Annotated in this window: 18 protein-coding genes; 14 read left to right on the top strand and 4 right to left on the bottom strand. The window is 36.7% G+C overall.

The window, feature by feature from the left end; translation table 11 throughout:
- Positions 1-171 precede the first annotated feature (171 nt).
- Positions 172-798 carry a Bax inhibitor-1/YccA family protein gene (locus ACFSY7_RS13965; RefSeq protein WP_126989009.1) on the top strand — a complete coding sequence of 209 codons (627 nt, stop codon included), beginning with the start codon at positions 172-174 and terminating at the stop codon, positions 796-798.
- Between the two features lie 152 nt (positions 799-950).
- On the opposite strand, the gene ACFSY7_RS13960 is transcribed toward ACFSY7_RS13965, so the two are convergent.
- Complete coding sequence (locus ACFSY7_RS13960; protein ID WP_139992680.1) at positions 951-1,721, bottom strand: glucosaminidase domain-containing protein; 771 nt, start codon at positions 1,719-1,721, stop codon at positions 951-953.
- Positions 1,722-1,764: 43 nt separating this feature from the next.
- Positions 1,765-3,024, bottom strand: a complete 1,260-nt coding sequence (locus tag ACFSY7_RS13955) for a BaiN/RdsA family NAD(P)/FAD-dependent oxidoreductase (protein WP_380148245.1) — start codon at positions 3,022-3,024, stop codon at positions 1,765-1,767.
- A gap of 141 nt (positions 3,025-3,165) precedes the next feature.
- On the opposite strand from ACFSY7_RS13955, the gene ACFSY7_RS13950 reads away from it, so the two are divergent.
- Together ACFSY7_RS13950 and ACFSY7_RS13945 are read left to right on the top strand one after the other, a co-directional pair.
- On the top strand, positions 3,166-4,779 hold the full coding sequence (locus ACFSY7_RS13950; protein WP_380148244.1) for a putative polysaccharide biosynthesis protein: 1,614 nt from the start codon (positions 3,166-3,168) through the stop codon (positions 4,777-4,779).
- Between the two features lie 9 nt (positions 4,780-4,788).
- Positions 4,789-5,499: a pseudouridine synthase gene (locus ACFSY7_RS13945; RefSeq protein WP_380148243.1), complete on the top strand. Its 711-nt coding sequence runs from the start codon at positions 4,789-4,791 to the stop codon at positions 5,497-5,499.
- A 258-nt stretch (positions 5,500-5,757) separates the two neighbouring features.
- On the opposite strand, the gene ACFSY7_RS13940 is transcribed toward ACFSY7_RS13945, so the two are convergent.
- The gene (locus ACFSY7_RS13940; RefSeq protein ID WP_010303855.1) at positions 5,758-5,979 is read right to left on the bottom strand and encodes a DeoR family transcriptional regulator; all 222 of its coding nucleotides are present in this window, start codon (positions 5,977-5,979) and stop codon (positions 5,758-5,760) included.
- Between the two features lie 316 nt (positions 5,980-6,295).
- Between ACFSY7_RS13940 and pepV the strand changes: the two genes are divergently transcribed.
- The 6 genes from pepV (at position 6,296) to ACFSY7_RS13910 (ending at position 12,420) form a co-directional block, all read left to right on the top strand.
- Complete coding sequence (pepV, locus tag ACFSY7_RS13935) at positions 6,296-7,696, top strand: dipeptidase PepV (protein ID WP_380148242.1); 1,401 nt, start codon at positions 6,296-6,298, stop codon at positions 7,694-7,696.
- A 107-nt stretch (positions 7,697-7,803) separates the two neighbouring features.
- On the top strand, positions 7,804-8,652 hold the full coding sequence (gene dat / locus ACFSY7_RS13930) for a D-amino-acid transaminase (RefSeq protein ID WP_126989003.1): 849 nt from the start codon (positions 7,804-7,806) through the stop codon (positions 8,650-8,652).
- A gap of 99 nt (positions 8,653-8,751) precedes the next feature.
- Positions 8,752-9,759, top strand: coding sequence for a nuclease-related domain-containing protein (locus tag ACFSY7_RS13925; protein ID WP_380148241.1), 1,008 nt, complete (start codon positions 8,752-8,754; stop codon positions 9,757-9,759).
- Entirely contained in the window at positions 9,756-10,673 is a 918-nt protein-coding gene (locus ACFSY7_RS13920; RefSeq protein ID WP_380148240.1) for a diacylglycerol/lipid kinase family protein, read from the top strand. The genes ACFSY7_RS13925 and ACFSY7_RS13920 overlap by 4 nt, the downstream gene beginning before the upstream one ends.
- Before the next feature lie 61 nt (positions 10,674-10,734).
- Positions 10,735-11,385 carry a tRNA (guanosine(46)-N7)-methyltransferase TrmB gene (trmB, locus tag ACFSY7_RS13915; protein WP_139992668.1) on the top strand — a complete coding sequence of 217 codons (651 nt, stop codon included), beginning with the start codon at positions 10,735-10,737 and terminating at the stop codon, positions 11,383-11,385.
- 174 nt (positions 11,386-11,559) lie between these two features.
- On the top strand, positions 11,560-12,420 hold the full coding sequence (locus ACFSY7_RS13910; RefSeq protein WP_380148239.1) for a YtnP family quorum-quenching lactonase: 861 nt from the start codon (positions 11,560-11,562) through the stop codon (positions 12,418-12,420).
- Between the two features lie 51 nt (positions 12,421-12,471).
- On the opposite strand, the gene ACFSY7_RS13905 is transcribed toward ACFSY7_RS13910, so the two are convergent.
- Positions 12,472-12,786 (bottom strand): hypothetical protein, encoded by a 315-nt coding sequence (locus ACFSY7_RS13905; RefSeq protein WP_126988998.1) that lies wholly within the window; start codon positions 12,784-12,786, stop codon positions 12,472-12,474.
- A 216-nt stretch (positions 12,787-13,002) separates the two neighbouring features.
- Here ACFSY7_RS13905 and ACFSY7_RS13900 point away from each other — a divergent pair, with 216 nt between their 5' ends.
- From ACFSY7_RS13900 to ytpR, 5 genes are all read left to right on the top strand, one after another.
- On the top strand, positions 13,003-14,073 hold the full coding sequence (locus ACFSY7_RS13900) for a M42 family metallopeptidase (protein ID WP_380148238.1): 1,071 nt from the start codon (positions 13,003-13,005) through the stop codon (positions 14,071-14,073).
- Between the two features lie 64 nt (positions 14,074-14,137).
- Positions 14,138-14,659, top strand: a complete 522-nt coding sequence (locus ACFSY7_RS13895) for a DUF84 family protein (protein ID WP_126988996.1) — start codon at positions 14,138-14,140, stop codon at positions 14,657-14,659.
- An 80-nt stretch (positions 14,660-14,739) separates the two neighbouring features.
- On the top strand, positions 14,740-15,051 hold the full coding sequence (locus tag ACFSY7_RS13890) for a thioredoxin family protein (RefSeq protein ID WP_380148237.1): 312 nt from the start codon (positions 14,740-14,742) through the stop codon (positions 15,049-15,051).
- A gap of 15 nt (positions 15,052-15,066) precedes the next feature.
- Entirely contained in the window at positions 15,067-15,876 is an 810-nt protein-coding gene (locus tag ACFSY7_RS13885; protein ID WP_126988994.1) for a DUF1444 family protein, read from the top strand.
- Entirely contained in the window at positions 15,873-16,484 is a 612-nt protein-coding gene (ytpR, locus tag ACFSY7_RS13880) for a YtpR family tRNA-binding protein (protein WP_126988993.1), read from the top strand. Before ACFSY7_RS13885 ends, ytpR begins: the two co-directional genes overlap by 4 nt.
- The last annotated feature ends 157 nt before the right edge of the window (positions 16,485-16,641 follow it).

The raw sequence follows: 16,641 nt of genomic DNA, 5'->3' as shown, positions 1-16,641 counted from the left end.
CCCCCTGTTGATTTTGGTGTAGGAACTTTAATTATACAGGCTCATATTGAATGGGTCTTTTTTTATTTATTTTGAGTGGTGCACTTAATATTACAATTCGTCGTATGAAATGAAACTATTTAAGTAATCGAACGTATAATAAACAAAGACATTTTATTAGGAGAGATTTAGATGGATTCACAATTTGGTAAAGTACTACGGTTCTTTACAATCTTATGGGTACTAACTGCAGTAGGCCTATTCATTGGCGTATTTATTCCACCAGCACTTGTATTGCCGATTTCAATTTCGACAATTATTATTTTGATTATCTTTATGTTCAGTCGTACAGCTCGTCGTATGAGTAAGTGGTTATCGTCAATTTTTGCGTTACTAACAGGGATTACATTATATAGTTTATTAAACTTTTATATGGGCGCTTTAGGTGGCGGATTAGTGTTAGTCATCTTTGGTACGACAGCTGCTATTTTTATTATCGTAGGTTTCATTGGTTATAATTTGAAAGCAAATTTAGCTGGATGGGGTAAGTTTTTATTCATCATTTTAATAGGGGTTATTATTTTCTCAATTCTTTCAATTTTTGTAGGCTTTAGTGATATTATTATGGTAATCGCAAGTGCTATTGGCGTTCTATTATTTGTCACTTATACACTATATGATATGAACCAAATTCGTCATCAAACGATTACTGATGAAGATGTGCCACTTGTTGCACTGGATCTATATTTAGATTTTATTAACTTATTCCGCGAGTTATTAAGCCTTGTGTATTATTTGAGAAATATTTTTTCCCGTTAAATTAAATGGACTAAAAAAGAGACTGACCTAAAAAATATTTCAGTCGAAAAAGTAAGCATGATAAAAGAAGGAATCGCAAAAGCGATTCCTTCTTTTATTATTGCGGACCGATAATCGATAGGAGATAAGTTCTGCCCCAGTCTATTTTATCGTTATTGAGAAATATATAAAATAACTTTATCTTCTTTTTTTAACTCATTTGTCGTCAAGTGATTCCACTGACGAATAAGCGTTTCTGAAATATTATATTCTTTTGCAATATCCTCTACATTATCGAAAAATTTTGCTCGTACAATTTTTTTCGTAGCAGAAGTATCGTATGCTTCTAAATCATATTGCTCAATTAAGGCATTTAACTTTTCAGCATAGCTTGAGTCAGTAGCATAGCTACCGGTTAATGCCTCTGTTGCTTCTTGATACGTTCGTGCATTTGTCTTAAACGTATCAGCATAAATATCTTTATTCCATGAAGTACCTTTTGCTAATAATGCAGCGTAATCCTCCATAGAAGCATGGTAATCAGGGTATTTACGGAAATCAGCTTTGATGGTCGACATATTGCCTTTTCCATCGTCTTCTTGTGTTTTCATTTTGACGGATTGATTATCGTATTTACCTTTAATCCCATAAAGATTATAGTTTGGCTCACTTCCAAGACCACTCGTACCAAAATGACTTTCAAGCGAGGCCTGGGCAATCATCACTGAGGCATAAAGATCATGCTCTGCAGCAACTTCCCGTGCAACCTCCCCAATTTCTCCAATAAATTTTTCACGTACTTGTTGTTGGTTAGTAGGGTCTGGCAATGTTGTTTTGGCAGCATCGAAAATTTGAATAATAGCAATAACTGCACAAGTTGCTAATAGGATAGATGCAATAATCAATCCGATTATCCATTTTATCCATGACTTGCGTTTTTTCACTTCCCAGCCTCCCTTTGCATTGAATACCTAATAGGAACGTGTATCAAAAAGAAAAGTTCGCGGCACTGTCACCAGCAATACGCCCTGTAACAAGAGCAGATGTAATATTATAGCCACCTGTATAGCCATGAATATCTAAAATTTCACCACAGAAATAAAGACCTGGCTTTTTCTTAGAGGCCATTGTTTTAGGTTCGATTTCTTTGACAGATACACCGCCGCCTGTAACAAAAGCTTTTGCTAAAGGTTGTGTGCCATAAACAGTCATTTCAAATCCTGTTAGCTCTTTCGCTAAATGACGTGCTTGTTCGTTTGATAAATCAGCACCTGTTGCAGCTTCAGAAATAGCAGCGCGCTGCATTAAAAATAATAACCAACGCTCTGGAACAATACCTTTCCAAATATTTTTTAAGGCTTTCTTTGGATCTGCTTTTGCTTGCTTCATTAGTAATTGGAAAGCAGATTCTGCATTGTAGTCAACAAGCGCTTGAATTTGTATTGTAACCGGCTTGCCGCCATTTTTCTTTAATTCTTTTACAACAAATTGGCTACAACGTAAAATCGCTGGACCACTTAGTCCAAAGTGTGTGAAGAGCATGTCCATTTGATGTGTGATAATGGCTTTACCATTTTTCTTTAATACAGAAACGGCTGCATCACGAAGTGCTAAACCTTGCAACTCTTTTGACTGAATAAACGTCTCATTTGACAACAAGGGAACTTCCGTTGGGTATAAATCTGTCACAGTGTGACCTGCGCGCTCAGCCCAAGGATAGCCATCTCCTGTAGAACCAGTTTGTGGAACAGCTTTACCACCCACTGCAACAACCACAGCATTTGCTTTAATTTCTTCACCCGATTCTAAGCGTACACCTAAGATTTTTTCGTCGTCCATTAATAACTTGGCAACGGTTGTTTGTTTACGGATTTCAACGTCTAAGCGAGCCATTTCTTTTAATAGCGCATCTACCACGTCTTGTGCACGGTTCGATACAGGGAACATACGGCCATGATCTTCTTCTTTTAAGGCAACACCTAACCCCTCAAAGAAGGCAATAATGTCTTCATTGTTGTAAACTGTGAAGGGGCTATAAAGGAAGCGACCATTCCCTGGGATGTGTTTAACAATTTCATCGACAGGCAAACGGTTCGTTACATTACAACGGCCACCTCCGGAAATTGCTAATTTTTGTCCAAGTTTTTTACCCTTTTCGAGTAATAACACCTTTTTATTGTTCGTACCAGCGGCGATTGAGGCCATTAATCCAGAAGGGCCACCACCGATGACGATTACATCATACATATTAAAACGCTCACTTTCTAAATTGGAATGTCAGTTCAATTTATTATACACGATGTGAAGAAACTATTTGAGTAATTGCCGTTCGAGTTGTAAACTAAAATTTAGTGATTTTTATTTTTTGAAAAAGAATGGAAGGTTAGTATGTCATCATTTATGAAAGGGACAGCCATTTTAACGATCGGTATGTTTTTATCGAAAGTACTTGGCTTGATTTATGTATTCCCATTCTATGCCATCATTGGTGAGGAAAATGTGGCACTTTATTCTTACGGTTTTATTCCATACTCAATTATGCTATCGATTGCGATATCGGGTGCACCTGTTGCCGTTTCGAAATTTGTCTCGAAGTATAATAGTCGAGGAGATTATGCAGCAGGCCGTAAGTTAATGAAGTCCGGTGTCTTCATTATGATTGGTTCGGGAGTTGTCTGTTTTGCGGCACTTTATTTATTAGCAGACCCTATTGCGGGAATGGTGATTAAAGACGATGAACAGATTTTTACAACAAATCAGATTGCCGGCGTTATTCGCTGGGTAAGTTTTGCATTACTTGTAGTACCTTTTATGAGTATTACACGAGGATTCTTCCAAGGATACGGCCATATGACACCAACAGCCGTATCACAATTAATTGAACAAATTGTGCGTATCATTGTCGTTTTAGTCGGTGCATTTATTATGATGCGCTTATTCAATGGAACACCAGAATCAGCAATTTCATTCGCGTTATTCGCGTCATTTATTGGGGCACTTGGCGGGCTACTTGTCATGGGCTATTATTGGAAAAAGACAAAGCCTGAGTTTGATTTGAAATTAAGAGAAAGCGTCGATTCAGGCGATTTCTCCTATGTGAAAATTTATAAAGAAGTATTAACGTATTCAATTCCGTACGTATTCGTAGGGATTGCATCAACATTATTCCAATTAATTGATATGCTAACATTTAATACAGCAATGGCAGAAATCGGCCTGGCAAAAGTATCCGACTTATATTTAAGTATGTTGAACTTTACAACACAAAAAATTGTTATGATTCCAGTGATGTTGGCAACAGGTTTCTCGATGGCACTTGTACCAGCAATTACACGTTTTTACACACAGCGTAAACATAGTGATGTAATTGAAACAATGGATAAGACATTCCAAATCTTATTATTTGTGACGTTACCAGCTGTTATTGGGATTTCCGTATTATCATATGAAATTTATGCTTTCTTATATTCACCAAGTGATATGGGCGCACATATTTTAGCGCTTTATGCACCAGTTGCGATTTTGTTTGCATTATTCTCTGTAACTGCTGCATTATTACAAGGTATCGAACATCAAAAATGGATTATTTTCAGCTTATTAGTAGGGATTTTGATTAAATTATCAATTAATATTCCAATGATTGAAGCATTTGAAGCATCAGGTGCTATTTACGCAACAACAATTGGTTATATCTTCACAATCGGTATTAACATTGCTGTTATCGTAAAAGTTTTAAATTATAAACCAAAACGTTTAATGCGCCGTATTTTATTAATTGCGATTTTAACAGCAGTTATGGTTGCAGTCGTGATGGTTGTACGTTCATTACTTGGCTTCATTTTGCCAGAACCAAATACCCGCTGGATTGCGATGGTTTATTTATTTATCTGCGGTGGTGTAGGGGTAGTAGTCTATGGTTTCTTATCACTAAAATTAGGATTAGCACAAAAACTACTCGGTTCACGTTTTGAACGTTTAGCAAAAAAATTACACATTCATTAGGAGAAATACATGCGTTTAGATAAACTATTAGCAAATATGGGCTTTGGTACACGTAAAGATGTGAAAAAGCTCATTAAACAAAAAGCAGTCACTGTTGATGAGGTTGTCGTGAAAGATGTTGGCTTACAAGTAGACCCAGAGAAACAAGCAGTTGTTATTTTTGGCGAACGCGTTACGTATGAGCCAATGCTTTATTTATTAATGAATAAACCAGCAGGCGTCATCTCCGCAACAGAAGATAATTATGACCAAACTGTTATTGATTTATTAGAACCGTATCACCGTCATTTTGAACCGTTCCCAGTAGGACGTTTAGACAAGGATACGGAGGGCTTTTTATTAATTACAAATGATGGTCAATTAACACATAATTTATTATCTCCCAAAAAGCATGTACCAAAAGTGTATTATGCCAAAATCGCTGGGGAAGTTAAGCCAGAACATATTGAGATGTTTCAACAAGGCATTATCATTGATGATGGCTATCAAACAAAACCAGCAAAACTGACGATTTTAAACAGCGGAGTAGAATCTGAAATTGAACTTGAAATTTCAGAAGGTAAATTTCATCAAGTAAAACGAATGTTTAAAGCGATTGATACAGAAGTAACGTATTTAAAACGCTTATCAATGGGCCCATTGCAATTAGGTGATGACCTAGCACTTGGTGAATATCGTGAATTGACAGAAGAAGAAGTACTACAATTGAAAGGCCGTTAAAAAAACAGAAATCGCATCTTTGCGATTTCTGTTTTTTATTGTAAATAGAAAAAGAGAAGAATGCCCCGCATTCTTCTCTCCTATGTAAAAGCAATTAAATTCTGTTGGCAAAAATAATGACCAAGCGACGCAGCATGGTCATTATTTTTATTACGTCACTGAATATGAGTGCGAGAAGGTGGCCATCAGCATGTTTTATATTCTTAGAGCTAACACTTCTCATTCAACGAAAGCCGTGAGCTAAATCGTTGAATCTTTCTAAGATGTCATCTTCACTTTTTTACGCGTCGTTGTCCATTTACCTCTGCTTGGACTTTCTACCAAGTCGTTATAGGCTAACACATTCAAATCTCTCTGAATGGTGCGAGGAGTGATGCCAAATTCATCGACTAAATCTTGCGTAGTAACAGTGCCATTTTCATGGATATACATATACACATCTTTAATGCGAGTAAGCATCCGATCAGTTGTTGGTTTCATAAGGTGAACCACTCCTTCATCTTTTTTCTCAAGACTAGCGGACGATACGAAGTTTCATAGGCTAAATTGGCTGCCTTAGACATCCCCTTTTCGGTTTTGTTGGTCAGATTGTTTCTGACACCACCATTATAGCTGAAAAACAAATTTTCTTCCATACATTTAACTTAAAAAAATACGATAGTACCAAAAATTTACGGTTAATAAACGAACTTTTTACAATTTTAATGTTTATATTGTTCGTATTTTTGAAATCACTATCCAATAATATGATGTAAGGTGTACACTGAGGTTAGATTAGCTTAGGAGGTTTTGATTCATGAATTGGTTAGAAAAAGCGCAAGAACGTCAGCAGGAAATGATTAAAGATTTACAAGCATTAGTACGCATTAATAGTGTTTTAGATGAATCGACAGCAACAGAGCAAGTACCGTTTGGTGAAGGACCACTAAAAGCATTAAATTGGATACTTGAACAAGGAAAAATTCAGAAGATGAACGTAGTAAATATGGCGAATAAAGTTGGCTATATTGAAATGGGGCAGGGCGAAGAAATGGTTGGCATACTTTGTCATGTCGATGTTGTACCTGCAGGAAGTGATTGGGTACATGAGCCATTTGGTGCAGAGATTGAGGATGGCAAGCTTTTTGGTCGCGGTGCAATTGATGACAAGGGACCAACAATGGCAGCGTGGCTAGCAATGAAAATGGTTCAAGATGCAGGAATTACATTATCACGTCGTGTACGTTTAATTGTTGGTTCAGATGAAGAAACTGGTTTCCGTTGTGTCAATCACTATATGGCTAATGAAGAAATTCCAACATTAGGATTTGCTCCTGACGCAGATTTTCCAATTATTAATGCGGAAAAAGGCATTGCGGAAACAACATATCGTCAAATGAATGTGAAGGATAATGATGAACAATTGCGTTCTTTCCATGCAGGACATCGTATTAATATGGTGCCTGATTTTGCAACAGCAATTGTTAAAAATGTTTCATCACAAATCAAAGAACAATTTGAAGCGTATTTAGTAAATGAAAATGTGATAGGCGAAATCACGAACGATAACTCAAATACATTTACGTTAACAATAAAAGGTGTATCCGCACATGCAATGGAGCCAAACAATGGTGTGAATGCCGCAATTAAACTAGCAACATTTTTAGTCAATCATTTGGAAACACCTGTATCGAAACAATTTGTTGACTTTATTGTTAAAGGCTTTGGGACAGAAACAAGAGGTCATGCGCTTGGTCTTGCATACAATGATGAAATGTCAGGCGATACAACGCTAAATGCAGGTGTTGTGGAATATGAAGCGGGTCGTATTGGTGAAGTGCGCGTATCTATGCGCTACTCTGTATCGTATGATTTTGAAAAATCAATTGAACAGGGAAAACAAGCGCTTGAAGGAACGGGTTTTGAATTAATTATCGATGACAACTCAGAGCCACATTATGTGGCCCCAGAAGAAGAATTAATTCAAAAATTATCAGCTGTCTATGAACGAAATACAGGAGAAAAAGCGGAACTGCTAGCTATTGGCGGCGGCACCTATGCACGTGAATTGCCAAATGGCGTCGCATTCGGCATGCTATTTCCTGGGGAGCCTGATATTGCACACCAACATGACGAATATGTTATTATCGAAAATTTAGTTAAGGCAGCAGTAATTTATGCAGATGCAATCGTTGAATTAGCAACGGTTAAAGCATAACAGGGGACGCGTATTAAATTTTTTCAATACAAGCTTATTTTTGCTATTCTACTATTTTTTTGTAATAATAAACGAGCAATTATTGAACGTAAAGGGAGTGTGGCGTAATGACACATATTTGGGTAAATGATCAATTAATGAACCGTAATGAAGCGAAAATTGACGCTGAGGACCGAGGTTATCAATTTGGTGATGGCGTTTATGAAGTAATTAAAGTGTATAAAGGTAATTTATTTGAAATGGAAGCGCATATTAATCGTTTCTATCGTTCAGCAGATGAGTTACGCATTATCATTCCTTATACAAAAGATGTGCTGCATAAAATGGTCTACGATTTAGTAGAAGCAGATCAATTAAATACAGGACATGTTTATATGCAGGTAACACGTGGCGTTGCTGAACGTCAGCATTATTTCCCAGATGAAGCGAGTGCGACATTTACAGCTTATACACAAGTAAGTGATCGTCCAGTTGAACAGTTTGAACAAGGGGTAAAAACAGTATTATATGATGATATTCGCTGGTTACGTTGTGATATTAAGAGCTTAAATTTATTGGGGGCTGTATTAGCAAAACAAGCTGCACACGAGGCTGATTGTGCTGAAGCCATTTTACATCGTGAAGACATCGTAACAGAGGGTTCTTCTTCGAATGTCTATGGTGTAAAAAATGGAATAGTTTATACACATCCAGCAAATAATTTGATTTTAAAAGGCATTACACGAGATGTTGTATTCCGCTGTGCAAAAGAACAAGGTATTGAAATTGTTGAAGAGGCTATGACAGTAGAAGAATTACTTACAATGGATGAAGTGTTCTTTACATCTACAGGAGCAGAGGTTTCACCGATTATCCAAATTAACGATACGATTATTGGCGACGGGGAACCAGGAGAAACAACGCGAAAACTTCAACAAGCTTTCGAAGCTAAAGTGCAAGAAAGCATTACAATTTAACAATTAATTCCGATATACTACAATGTATACACATAGCAAGAAGCGATATTCTGTATAAAAATATCGCTTCTTTTTGTTCGAAAGAATGGAGTGATAAAGATGGCACAATTAATTAAGCTACAAGATTATGTATCACGTTATCAAATTGACCTCAAACGTTACCCAACGCAATATGTACGGTTAAAGCATGTACAGTGGAAACGAATGAATGAGGAATGGCGCGCAAACAATCATGCAGCTCTAGAATTAGAAGAAATAATGATTGACGAACAGAATAAGAAGCCAAATTTATTCAAACGTTTATTTAAACGTAAAGAAAAAGAATCTTGGGATAATCCATGGGAGCAAGGTTCTAGCGCATTAGAAATTGATGATAGGGCAGACAATTTGATTCCTGATGAAGTGAGCACACTTAATTTTAATCCGACTTTATTGTACAATCCACAAAATGAAGAGGAATTAAAACGAATGTACTTAGATCAACTCTTTCATTTTCAATTAAAATGGGCAAGCTCAACATTGCGTGAAAAATCACACCTTGATCCAAAATACCAGCGAGATACATGGCTTCGCACGCTCGTACAAAAATTACCTGATACATATTTTGTGTTGTATGATCCAATTTTACAATTAAAGAAAGCGCCGATTGAAATAGGTGTTATTGTTTTAGCACCAACGGAATGTTATGTGATTCAATTAGTTGAGGAAGAGGATGTTGCAGCTTTTACAGGAGACAGTAAGGAGCGTTTTTGGACAAAGAAAATCGGTGAACAAGATAAACGTGTATTAAATCCATTAATCGGTCTTAAACGTATGGAAAAGGTTGTACACCAAATTTTTGAAGAGGCAGATGTATCTCTTGATATTCATCGTATTTTATTATCACGTAATGGCTACATCGATTATCCTGGGTCGATTTATGGTATTAAAATTGTCGACCGTCGTCATTATGACGCATGGTTTGAGGAATTAAAATGCAATGCATCTCCAATGAAACATTTACAATTTAAAGCGGCAGAGGCACTTTTAGAACATTCACAAACGACATCATTTAACCGTGCAGATTGGTACAAAACGAAAGATGATGTCGAAAAGTTTGATTTATGATGCTTCATATTATTGTTAATGAACGAGCAGGAAATGGTCGTGCGAAGCAAGTTGTAGCCAGTGTTATTGCAACACTAAAAAGTCCATATGAATTGCATCAAACAACAGGGCCATGTCATGCGACAGCGCTCATTGATAAAATTTCACAGAATGAAGGAGACCAGCTTTGTATCGTCATTGGTGGAGATGGCACTATTCATGAGGCAATTCAAGGTGCTGTTCATCATTCAAATATTATAATTGGTGTGATGAATGGGGGTTCTGGGAATGATTTTGGTCGTGGATTCAGCGCGTTTAAAACAGCTGCAGAAATTGAGGCGTTTTTTAGCAATCCTGTTATTACTGAAGAAGATACAGGTGTATTGTTTACGGATAGTCAGCATATATTTATGAATAATATTGGCTATGGAGTGGATGCGAAAATTGTTTATGAAGTAAATAAAACACCTCTAAAAAATTGGTTAAATCGCATGAACTTAGGGCGACTAACCTATATCATTATTCTAATTAAAGAAGTTATGACATTCAAACCATTTGATGTCGTAGTAGAGTACGAAACGAAACGTAAGATTTATAAAAATGTGTGGATTACGACAATAAGTAATCAACCATTTATTGGTGGAGGAATGAAAATTTCACCTTATTCACGAACGGATGATGGTCGCTTTGAATTAACAATCGTTGAAAATTTATCGCGATTAAAATTATTATTTTTGTTCGCGACTATTTTTAAAGGAAAGCATGTGAATTTTAAAAAACATGTGTCACAAATAAGTGCAGAAGCATTTACTATTCACTATAGCGGACCTATACAAGGCCATGCCGATGGTGAAGATGTTGGCCTTTCAAAAGAAGTCATTACAATCAAAATGCAGCCCAAATCATTTCGTTTGGCACGTAACCCGCTTGACTAATTGCTGAATTTCTTGAATAATGAATTGTTGAAATGCAACTTATAGAAATGAGGAAAGAACGTTGAGATTACGTAACAAACCTTGGGCAGAAGACTATTTAAATGAACATCCAGATTTAGTCGTGTCAAATCCAGAAGATTATAAGGGTCGTTGGAATGAATTATTCGGTAATGATAATCCATTACACATTGAAGTAGGTACGGGTAAAGGGCAATTTATTACTGGAATGGCGAAAGCAAATCCAAACATTAATTATATCGGAATTGAATTATTTGATAGTGTCATTGTAATCGCTGCAAAAAAAGCAGTAGAAGCTGGACAACCTGAAAATTTACGCTTATTAAATGTGAATGGTTCTAAGTTAGAAGAATATTTTGCAAAAGGTGACGTGAGCCAAGTTTATTTAAACTTTTCTGATCCATGGCCAAAAACACGCCATGCAAAACGTCGTTTAACACATGCAAACTTCTTAAGCTTATATGAAAAAGTATTAGTTGATAACGGTGAAATTCACTTCAAAACAGATAACCGTGGCTTATTTGAATTCTCATTAATGAGCTTAACAGATTATGGTATGAAACTAAAATTAGTGTCATTAGATTTACACAATGATGATGTTGAAGATAATATCATGACTGAATATGAAGAAAAATTCTCTTCAAAAGGCCAACCGATTTATCGTTTAGAAGCACAATTTATGACAGAAAAATAAGCGAGTTCTTCACAAAAAGCAGGTGGTGTGCAAAATGTCGCATCATCTGCTTTTTTTGTTGATGAAAAAAAGATATATTAGGTAGTTTTTTGTTTTAAAAAATGTAAATATATTCTATTTTATGAACGAATATGTTACGATTAAACTGTATTTTTGACAAAGGGGGACATAGATATGGATAAATTCCAATTTCACGATATGAGCTTTACATGGCTTGATGGAGGAATGACATGGCTTGATGGGGGAGCAATGTTTGGGGTTGTTCCTAAACCATTATGGACAAGGAAATATGAAGTAAATGATCATAATCAAATTCCGTTACCAACACATCCAATTTTAGTACAGTATGGGGATACGAACTATTTAGTTGATTCTGGTATCGGTAGTGGAAAATTAAATGATAAGCAAAAGCGTAATTATGGTGTAACACGTGAATCGCATATTGAAGAAAGTTTACATATGCTTGGATTGACAACCGCTGATATTGATGTTATTTTGATGACACATATGCATTTTGACCATGCAAGTGGTTTAACGCGCTATGAGGGTGACGTGCTTGTCCCTGTATTTGAAAATGCCACCATTTATGTGTCAGATGTAGAATGGAATGAGCTTTGTAGTCCTAATATTCGTTCGAAAGCAACCTATTGGCGCGAAAATTGGGAGCCGATTCAAAACCAGGTGAAGACATTTAAGGATTCATTTGAAGTAGTACCAGGCATTACAATGGAGCATACAGGTGGTCATAGTGATGGACATGCTGTGATTCGCTTTGAACAACAAGGTGATACGTTAATTCATATGGGTGATATTTTAGCAACGACTGCTCACCAAAATCCATTATGGGTAATGGCGTATGATGATTATCCAATGACATCTGTTTTTGCAAAAGAACGCTTAACAAAAGAAATTTTAGAACGTGGTTACTATGTATCGTTCTATCATGATAACTTCCATCGTGTCATCAAATGGGATACGACAGGGAAAGAAGTGTTAGAAGAAGTGCCGGTAACACATAGTGACTATGGAATTTAGTAAATAAAAAAAGGAATCGTGCGAACAGCACGATTCCTTTTTATGTAGCGATTAAACGCGTACTAGGTCAACGATTGCACCGCTTTTTGCATCAGCAGCGAATTCGAAGTTTACTTGTTCGCCATCTTCTACGCGAGAGATGCCGCCTTTGTAAACAGGGATTGAAATGTTTTCTTTTTTGAACGTTTCTGGTTGCATGTAAATCCAAGAACCGTCAATTGGACCTTCTTGCTTGAATTGATTTTTAATATCTTCAAGAACAGAGTTAGGATTGCGATTTGGATTTACACGTGTAGAAGCTTCTTTAAGCACGTATGCAGCGGCAACACCAGTTGCAACGCCGATTAAAAAGTCACGTAATTTCATTGGTTTTCCCCCTTAATTTAACTATATGTATAGTGTATCACACGAATGAAAAGAAGTGTAAATAGAAAACAGGGAGAGTGGTGAATTATAATTCATTTTTAGAAAAGTTTGGAATTATCACGAGAAACGAAATAGTAATGTAGCAATTCAAGTCATAGAAAGCTACAATAGAAATGTATGATAGCGAATTTCACATATAAAGGGGAGGAATTTCCGTTGAATCAACAAACATTAGAGATGTTTAAAACATTAACTGAATTACCGGGGGCTCCAGGAAATGAACATGCGGTACGTGCTTACATGCGTACATATCTTGAACAATATTCAGATGAAATTGTTCAAGATAATCTAGGCGGTATTTTTGGGGTAAAACATGGTGAAGAGGGTGCGCCTAAAATTTTAGTCGCAGGGCATATGGATGAAGTAGCCTTTATGGTGACACAAATTACAGAGAACGGCATGATTCGTTTTCAAACATTAGGTGGCTGGTCAAACCAGGTGATGCTTGCACAACGCGTGCTTGTCTACACAAATAATGGAACAATTCCAGGCGTTATCGCCTCTGTTCCACCCCATTTATTATCAGCAGAACAACGTAATAAACCGATGGAAATTAAAAATATGTTAATTGATATTGGTGCAGATGATCGTGAAGATGCCTTGTCGATGGGAATTATTCCAGGACAATCCATTATTCCAGATAGTAAATTCCAAGTGATGGCGAACCCAAAAAAAGTCATGGCAAAAGCTTGGGATAATCGTTATGGTTGTGGCTTAGCATTAGAATTAATGAAAGAAGTACACGGTGAAAAATTACCGAATACATTATACGCTGGAGCAAACGTGATGGAAGAAGTAGGACTTCGCGGTGCGAAAGTTTCGGCAAATATGATTAAACCAGATTTATTCTTTGCATTAGATGCGAGTCCGGCAAATGATGCAACAGGAGATAAAACGCAATTTGGTCAGCTAGGTAAAGGACCATTATTACGCATTTTTGACCGCACAATGGTAACACATAAAGGAATGCGTGAATTCATTTTAGATACAGCTGAATCTAATAATATTCCATATCAATACTTTGTATCGCCAGGTGGTACGGATGCAGGGAATATACACATTTCAAATGATGGTGTTCCAAGTTCCGTTATCGGGATTTGCTCACGTTACATTCACTCACATGCATCGATTATTAATACAGATGATATTGATGCAGCAAAAGAGTTAATTGTTGCCTTAGTACGCGCAGCAGATGCATCAACATTAAAAACAATTTTAGGTAAATAAACGTTTAAATACATTCCGACTTTGTTCTAGGATAAAGTCGGTATTTTTATGTGGAGGAATGACAGTGAAAATTGCAATTGGAACGAAAAATCGTGCAAAAACACAGGCAGTACAAAAAGTTGTGAAAATGTACATAAAGAAAGCAATCGTATTTGAAGCGGTAAGTGTAAATTCGGATGTTTCCGAGCAACCAATGTCTGATGAGGAAACACGTCAAGGTGCTATGAATCGTGCAAAAGCAACACTAACGGTAACAGATGCGCAATTTGGTTTTGGTTTAGAGGGTGGCGTCAAGATGTTAGATGGCGTAATGTATTTATGCAACTGGGCAGCACTAGCAACGAAAACAGGCCAAGTGTACACTGCTGCTGGCGCACAAATCCCGTTACCAAAAGAAATTGCACTAGAAATTCAAAAAGGTCGCGAACTAGGACCTGTTATGGACGACTATGCGCAGCAAGTAAATACAAGAGAACATTCTGGTGCCATCGGTGTATTTACAAATGGCTATGTCGACCGCCAGGCGATGTTTGAACATATCCTAACATTATTACTTGGTCAATATCTGTATTTTGAAAAGAACTAAGCACTTTCTTTGCGAATGATTAATGTTACGATTAAACTAGAAAAGGTAAATAACTGCACGCATTTAAAGGAGAATGAGAAATGGAAAAATTACAGTCAATTGAGCAATTTGAACAATTAAAAAGCAATGAAAAAGTTGTGTTCGTCTTTTCGGCAAATTGGTGTCCAGACTGTCGCTTTATCGAACCATTTATGCCTGAAGTAGAATCAAAATTTTCACCAATTCAATTCGTCTATGTTGACCGCGATGACTATATTGATTTATGTGTAGACAATGATATTTTCGGTATTCCAAGCTTTTTAGCATTTGACCATGGTGCAGAGACAGGTCGTTTTGTCTCAAAAGACCGCAAAACGCAATCTGAAATTGAAGCATTTTTAACGAAACAATAGAAAAGGACTGATGACGTGAAAGCAAACGAACTCATCCAAATTTTAAAACAACGCTTAGGTGAAGAGAGGTACACTTGGTCGTTAGATGAAAAAACAAATAAATTACGCATCGAGCATAAAGTATTAGGCAAGGGCCTAGATATGACGCTTGGTGACACGTTAGCAAAGTATGAAGAGCGCGGAAATAAAGCTGTTGATGAGGTTGTTTATACAATCGATGAAACATTTAAAGCGATGGCACAGGAACAACAAGGTTTTCAAAATACCGCGGCGATTTATCCAGTAATTCGTTCTGGCTCATTTCCGAAAAAATCAAAAGAAGGTTTTGATTTTATTACATCGGAGCATACAGCAGAAACAACTGTTTATTATGCGTTAGATTTAGGTCGTACCTATCGTTTAATTGATACGGATATGCTCAAAAAACTTCATTTAGATGAGGCACAGATGAAAGAAGCAGCACGTTTTAAAGCTCGTGAACTTTCTACAAAGGTCAAAAAAGATGAAGTAGCTGGCAATACATTCTATTTTTTGAATGAAAATGATGGTTATGATGCAAGTCGTTTATTAAATGAATCCTTTTTACGTGAAATGCGTGGTAAAATAAAAGGGGAGATGGCGGTAGCAGTACCCCATCAAGACGTTTTAATTATTGCTGATATTCAAAATCCAACGGGTTATGATGTGCTCGCTCAAATGACGATGCATTTCTTCTCGATTGGAACAGTACCAATTACGTCATTATCATTTATTTATGAGGACGGAAAATTAGAGCCAATCTTCATTATGGCAAAGAATCGAAAACAGGAAGAGGATAAAAAATGATCGTATCTTACAATAAGCCACATGTTGGCGACACTTTATTAGTACAATTAACAACAGAACCAGTCGTACAAGTTGAACTTGAACGTCACGAAGATGTTGTTTTTGTAAAAGAAGGTGCTACAGGAGAAGTAAAAGCATTTAACTTATTTAATGCTTCAGCATATATGAATTTAGATGGTGTGAGCGGCAACGTAGAGTTATCAGAGGAATTTGTTGACACTTTAAAAGCAGCACTTACAAAATGCGGTGCAACACTTGATTTAGATGTTGATTTAACACCAAAATTTATTGTGGGCCATGTGTTAGAAATCGCAGACCATCCAGATGCAGACAAATTACACATTTGCCAAGTGCAAGTTGATGAAGAAGCTCCACTACAAATTGTTTGTGGCGCACCAAACGTTGCACAAGGTCAAAAAGTTGTTGTCGCAAAAATTGGTGCTGTTATGCCTTCTGGTACAGTTATTGTTGAATCAAAATTACGTGGAGTTGAATCTTACGGTATGATGTGTTCGGCACGTGAATTAGCCATTCCGAATGCTCCACAAGTACGTGGTATTCTTGTTTTAGATGATAATGCAGAAGTGGGCGCACCTTTCCACGCATAAAAACGTAAGATGCAGTGGACTTATAAAGTAATGAAACCGTGCCTTGTGCACGGTTTTTTTAAATTTTGACAAAGTAGATTAAAATAAATAAGTCCTAGGGGCTAAATACATATTGTGAAAATAGCCATTTTACGCTGAATATTAGGGTGTTCATTGC

This window comes from Kurthia populi (genome assembly GCF_042686175.1).
Lineage (GTDB): Bacteria > Bacillota > Bacilli > Bacillales_A > Planococcaceae > Kurthia > Kurthia populi.
This window is presented reverse-complemented; position numbering and strand designations above follow the sequence as displayed.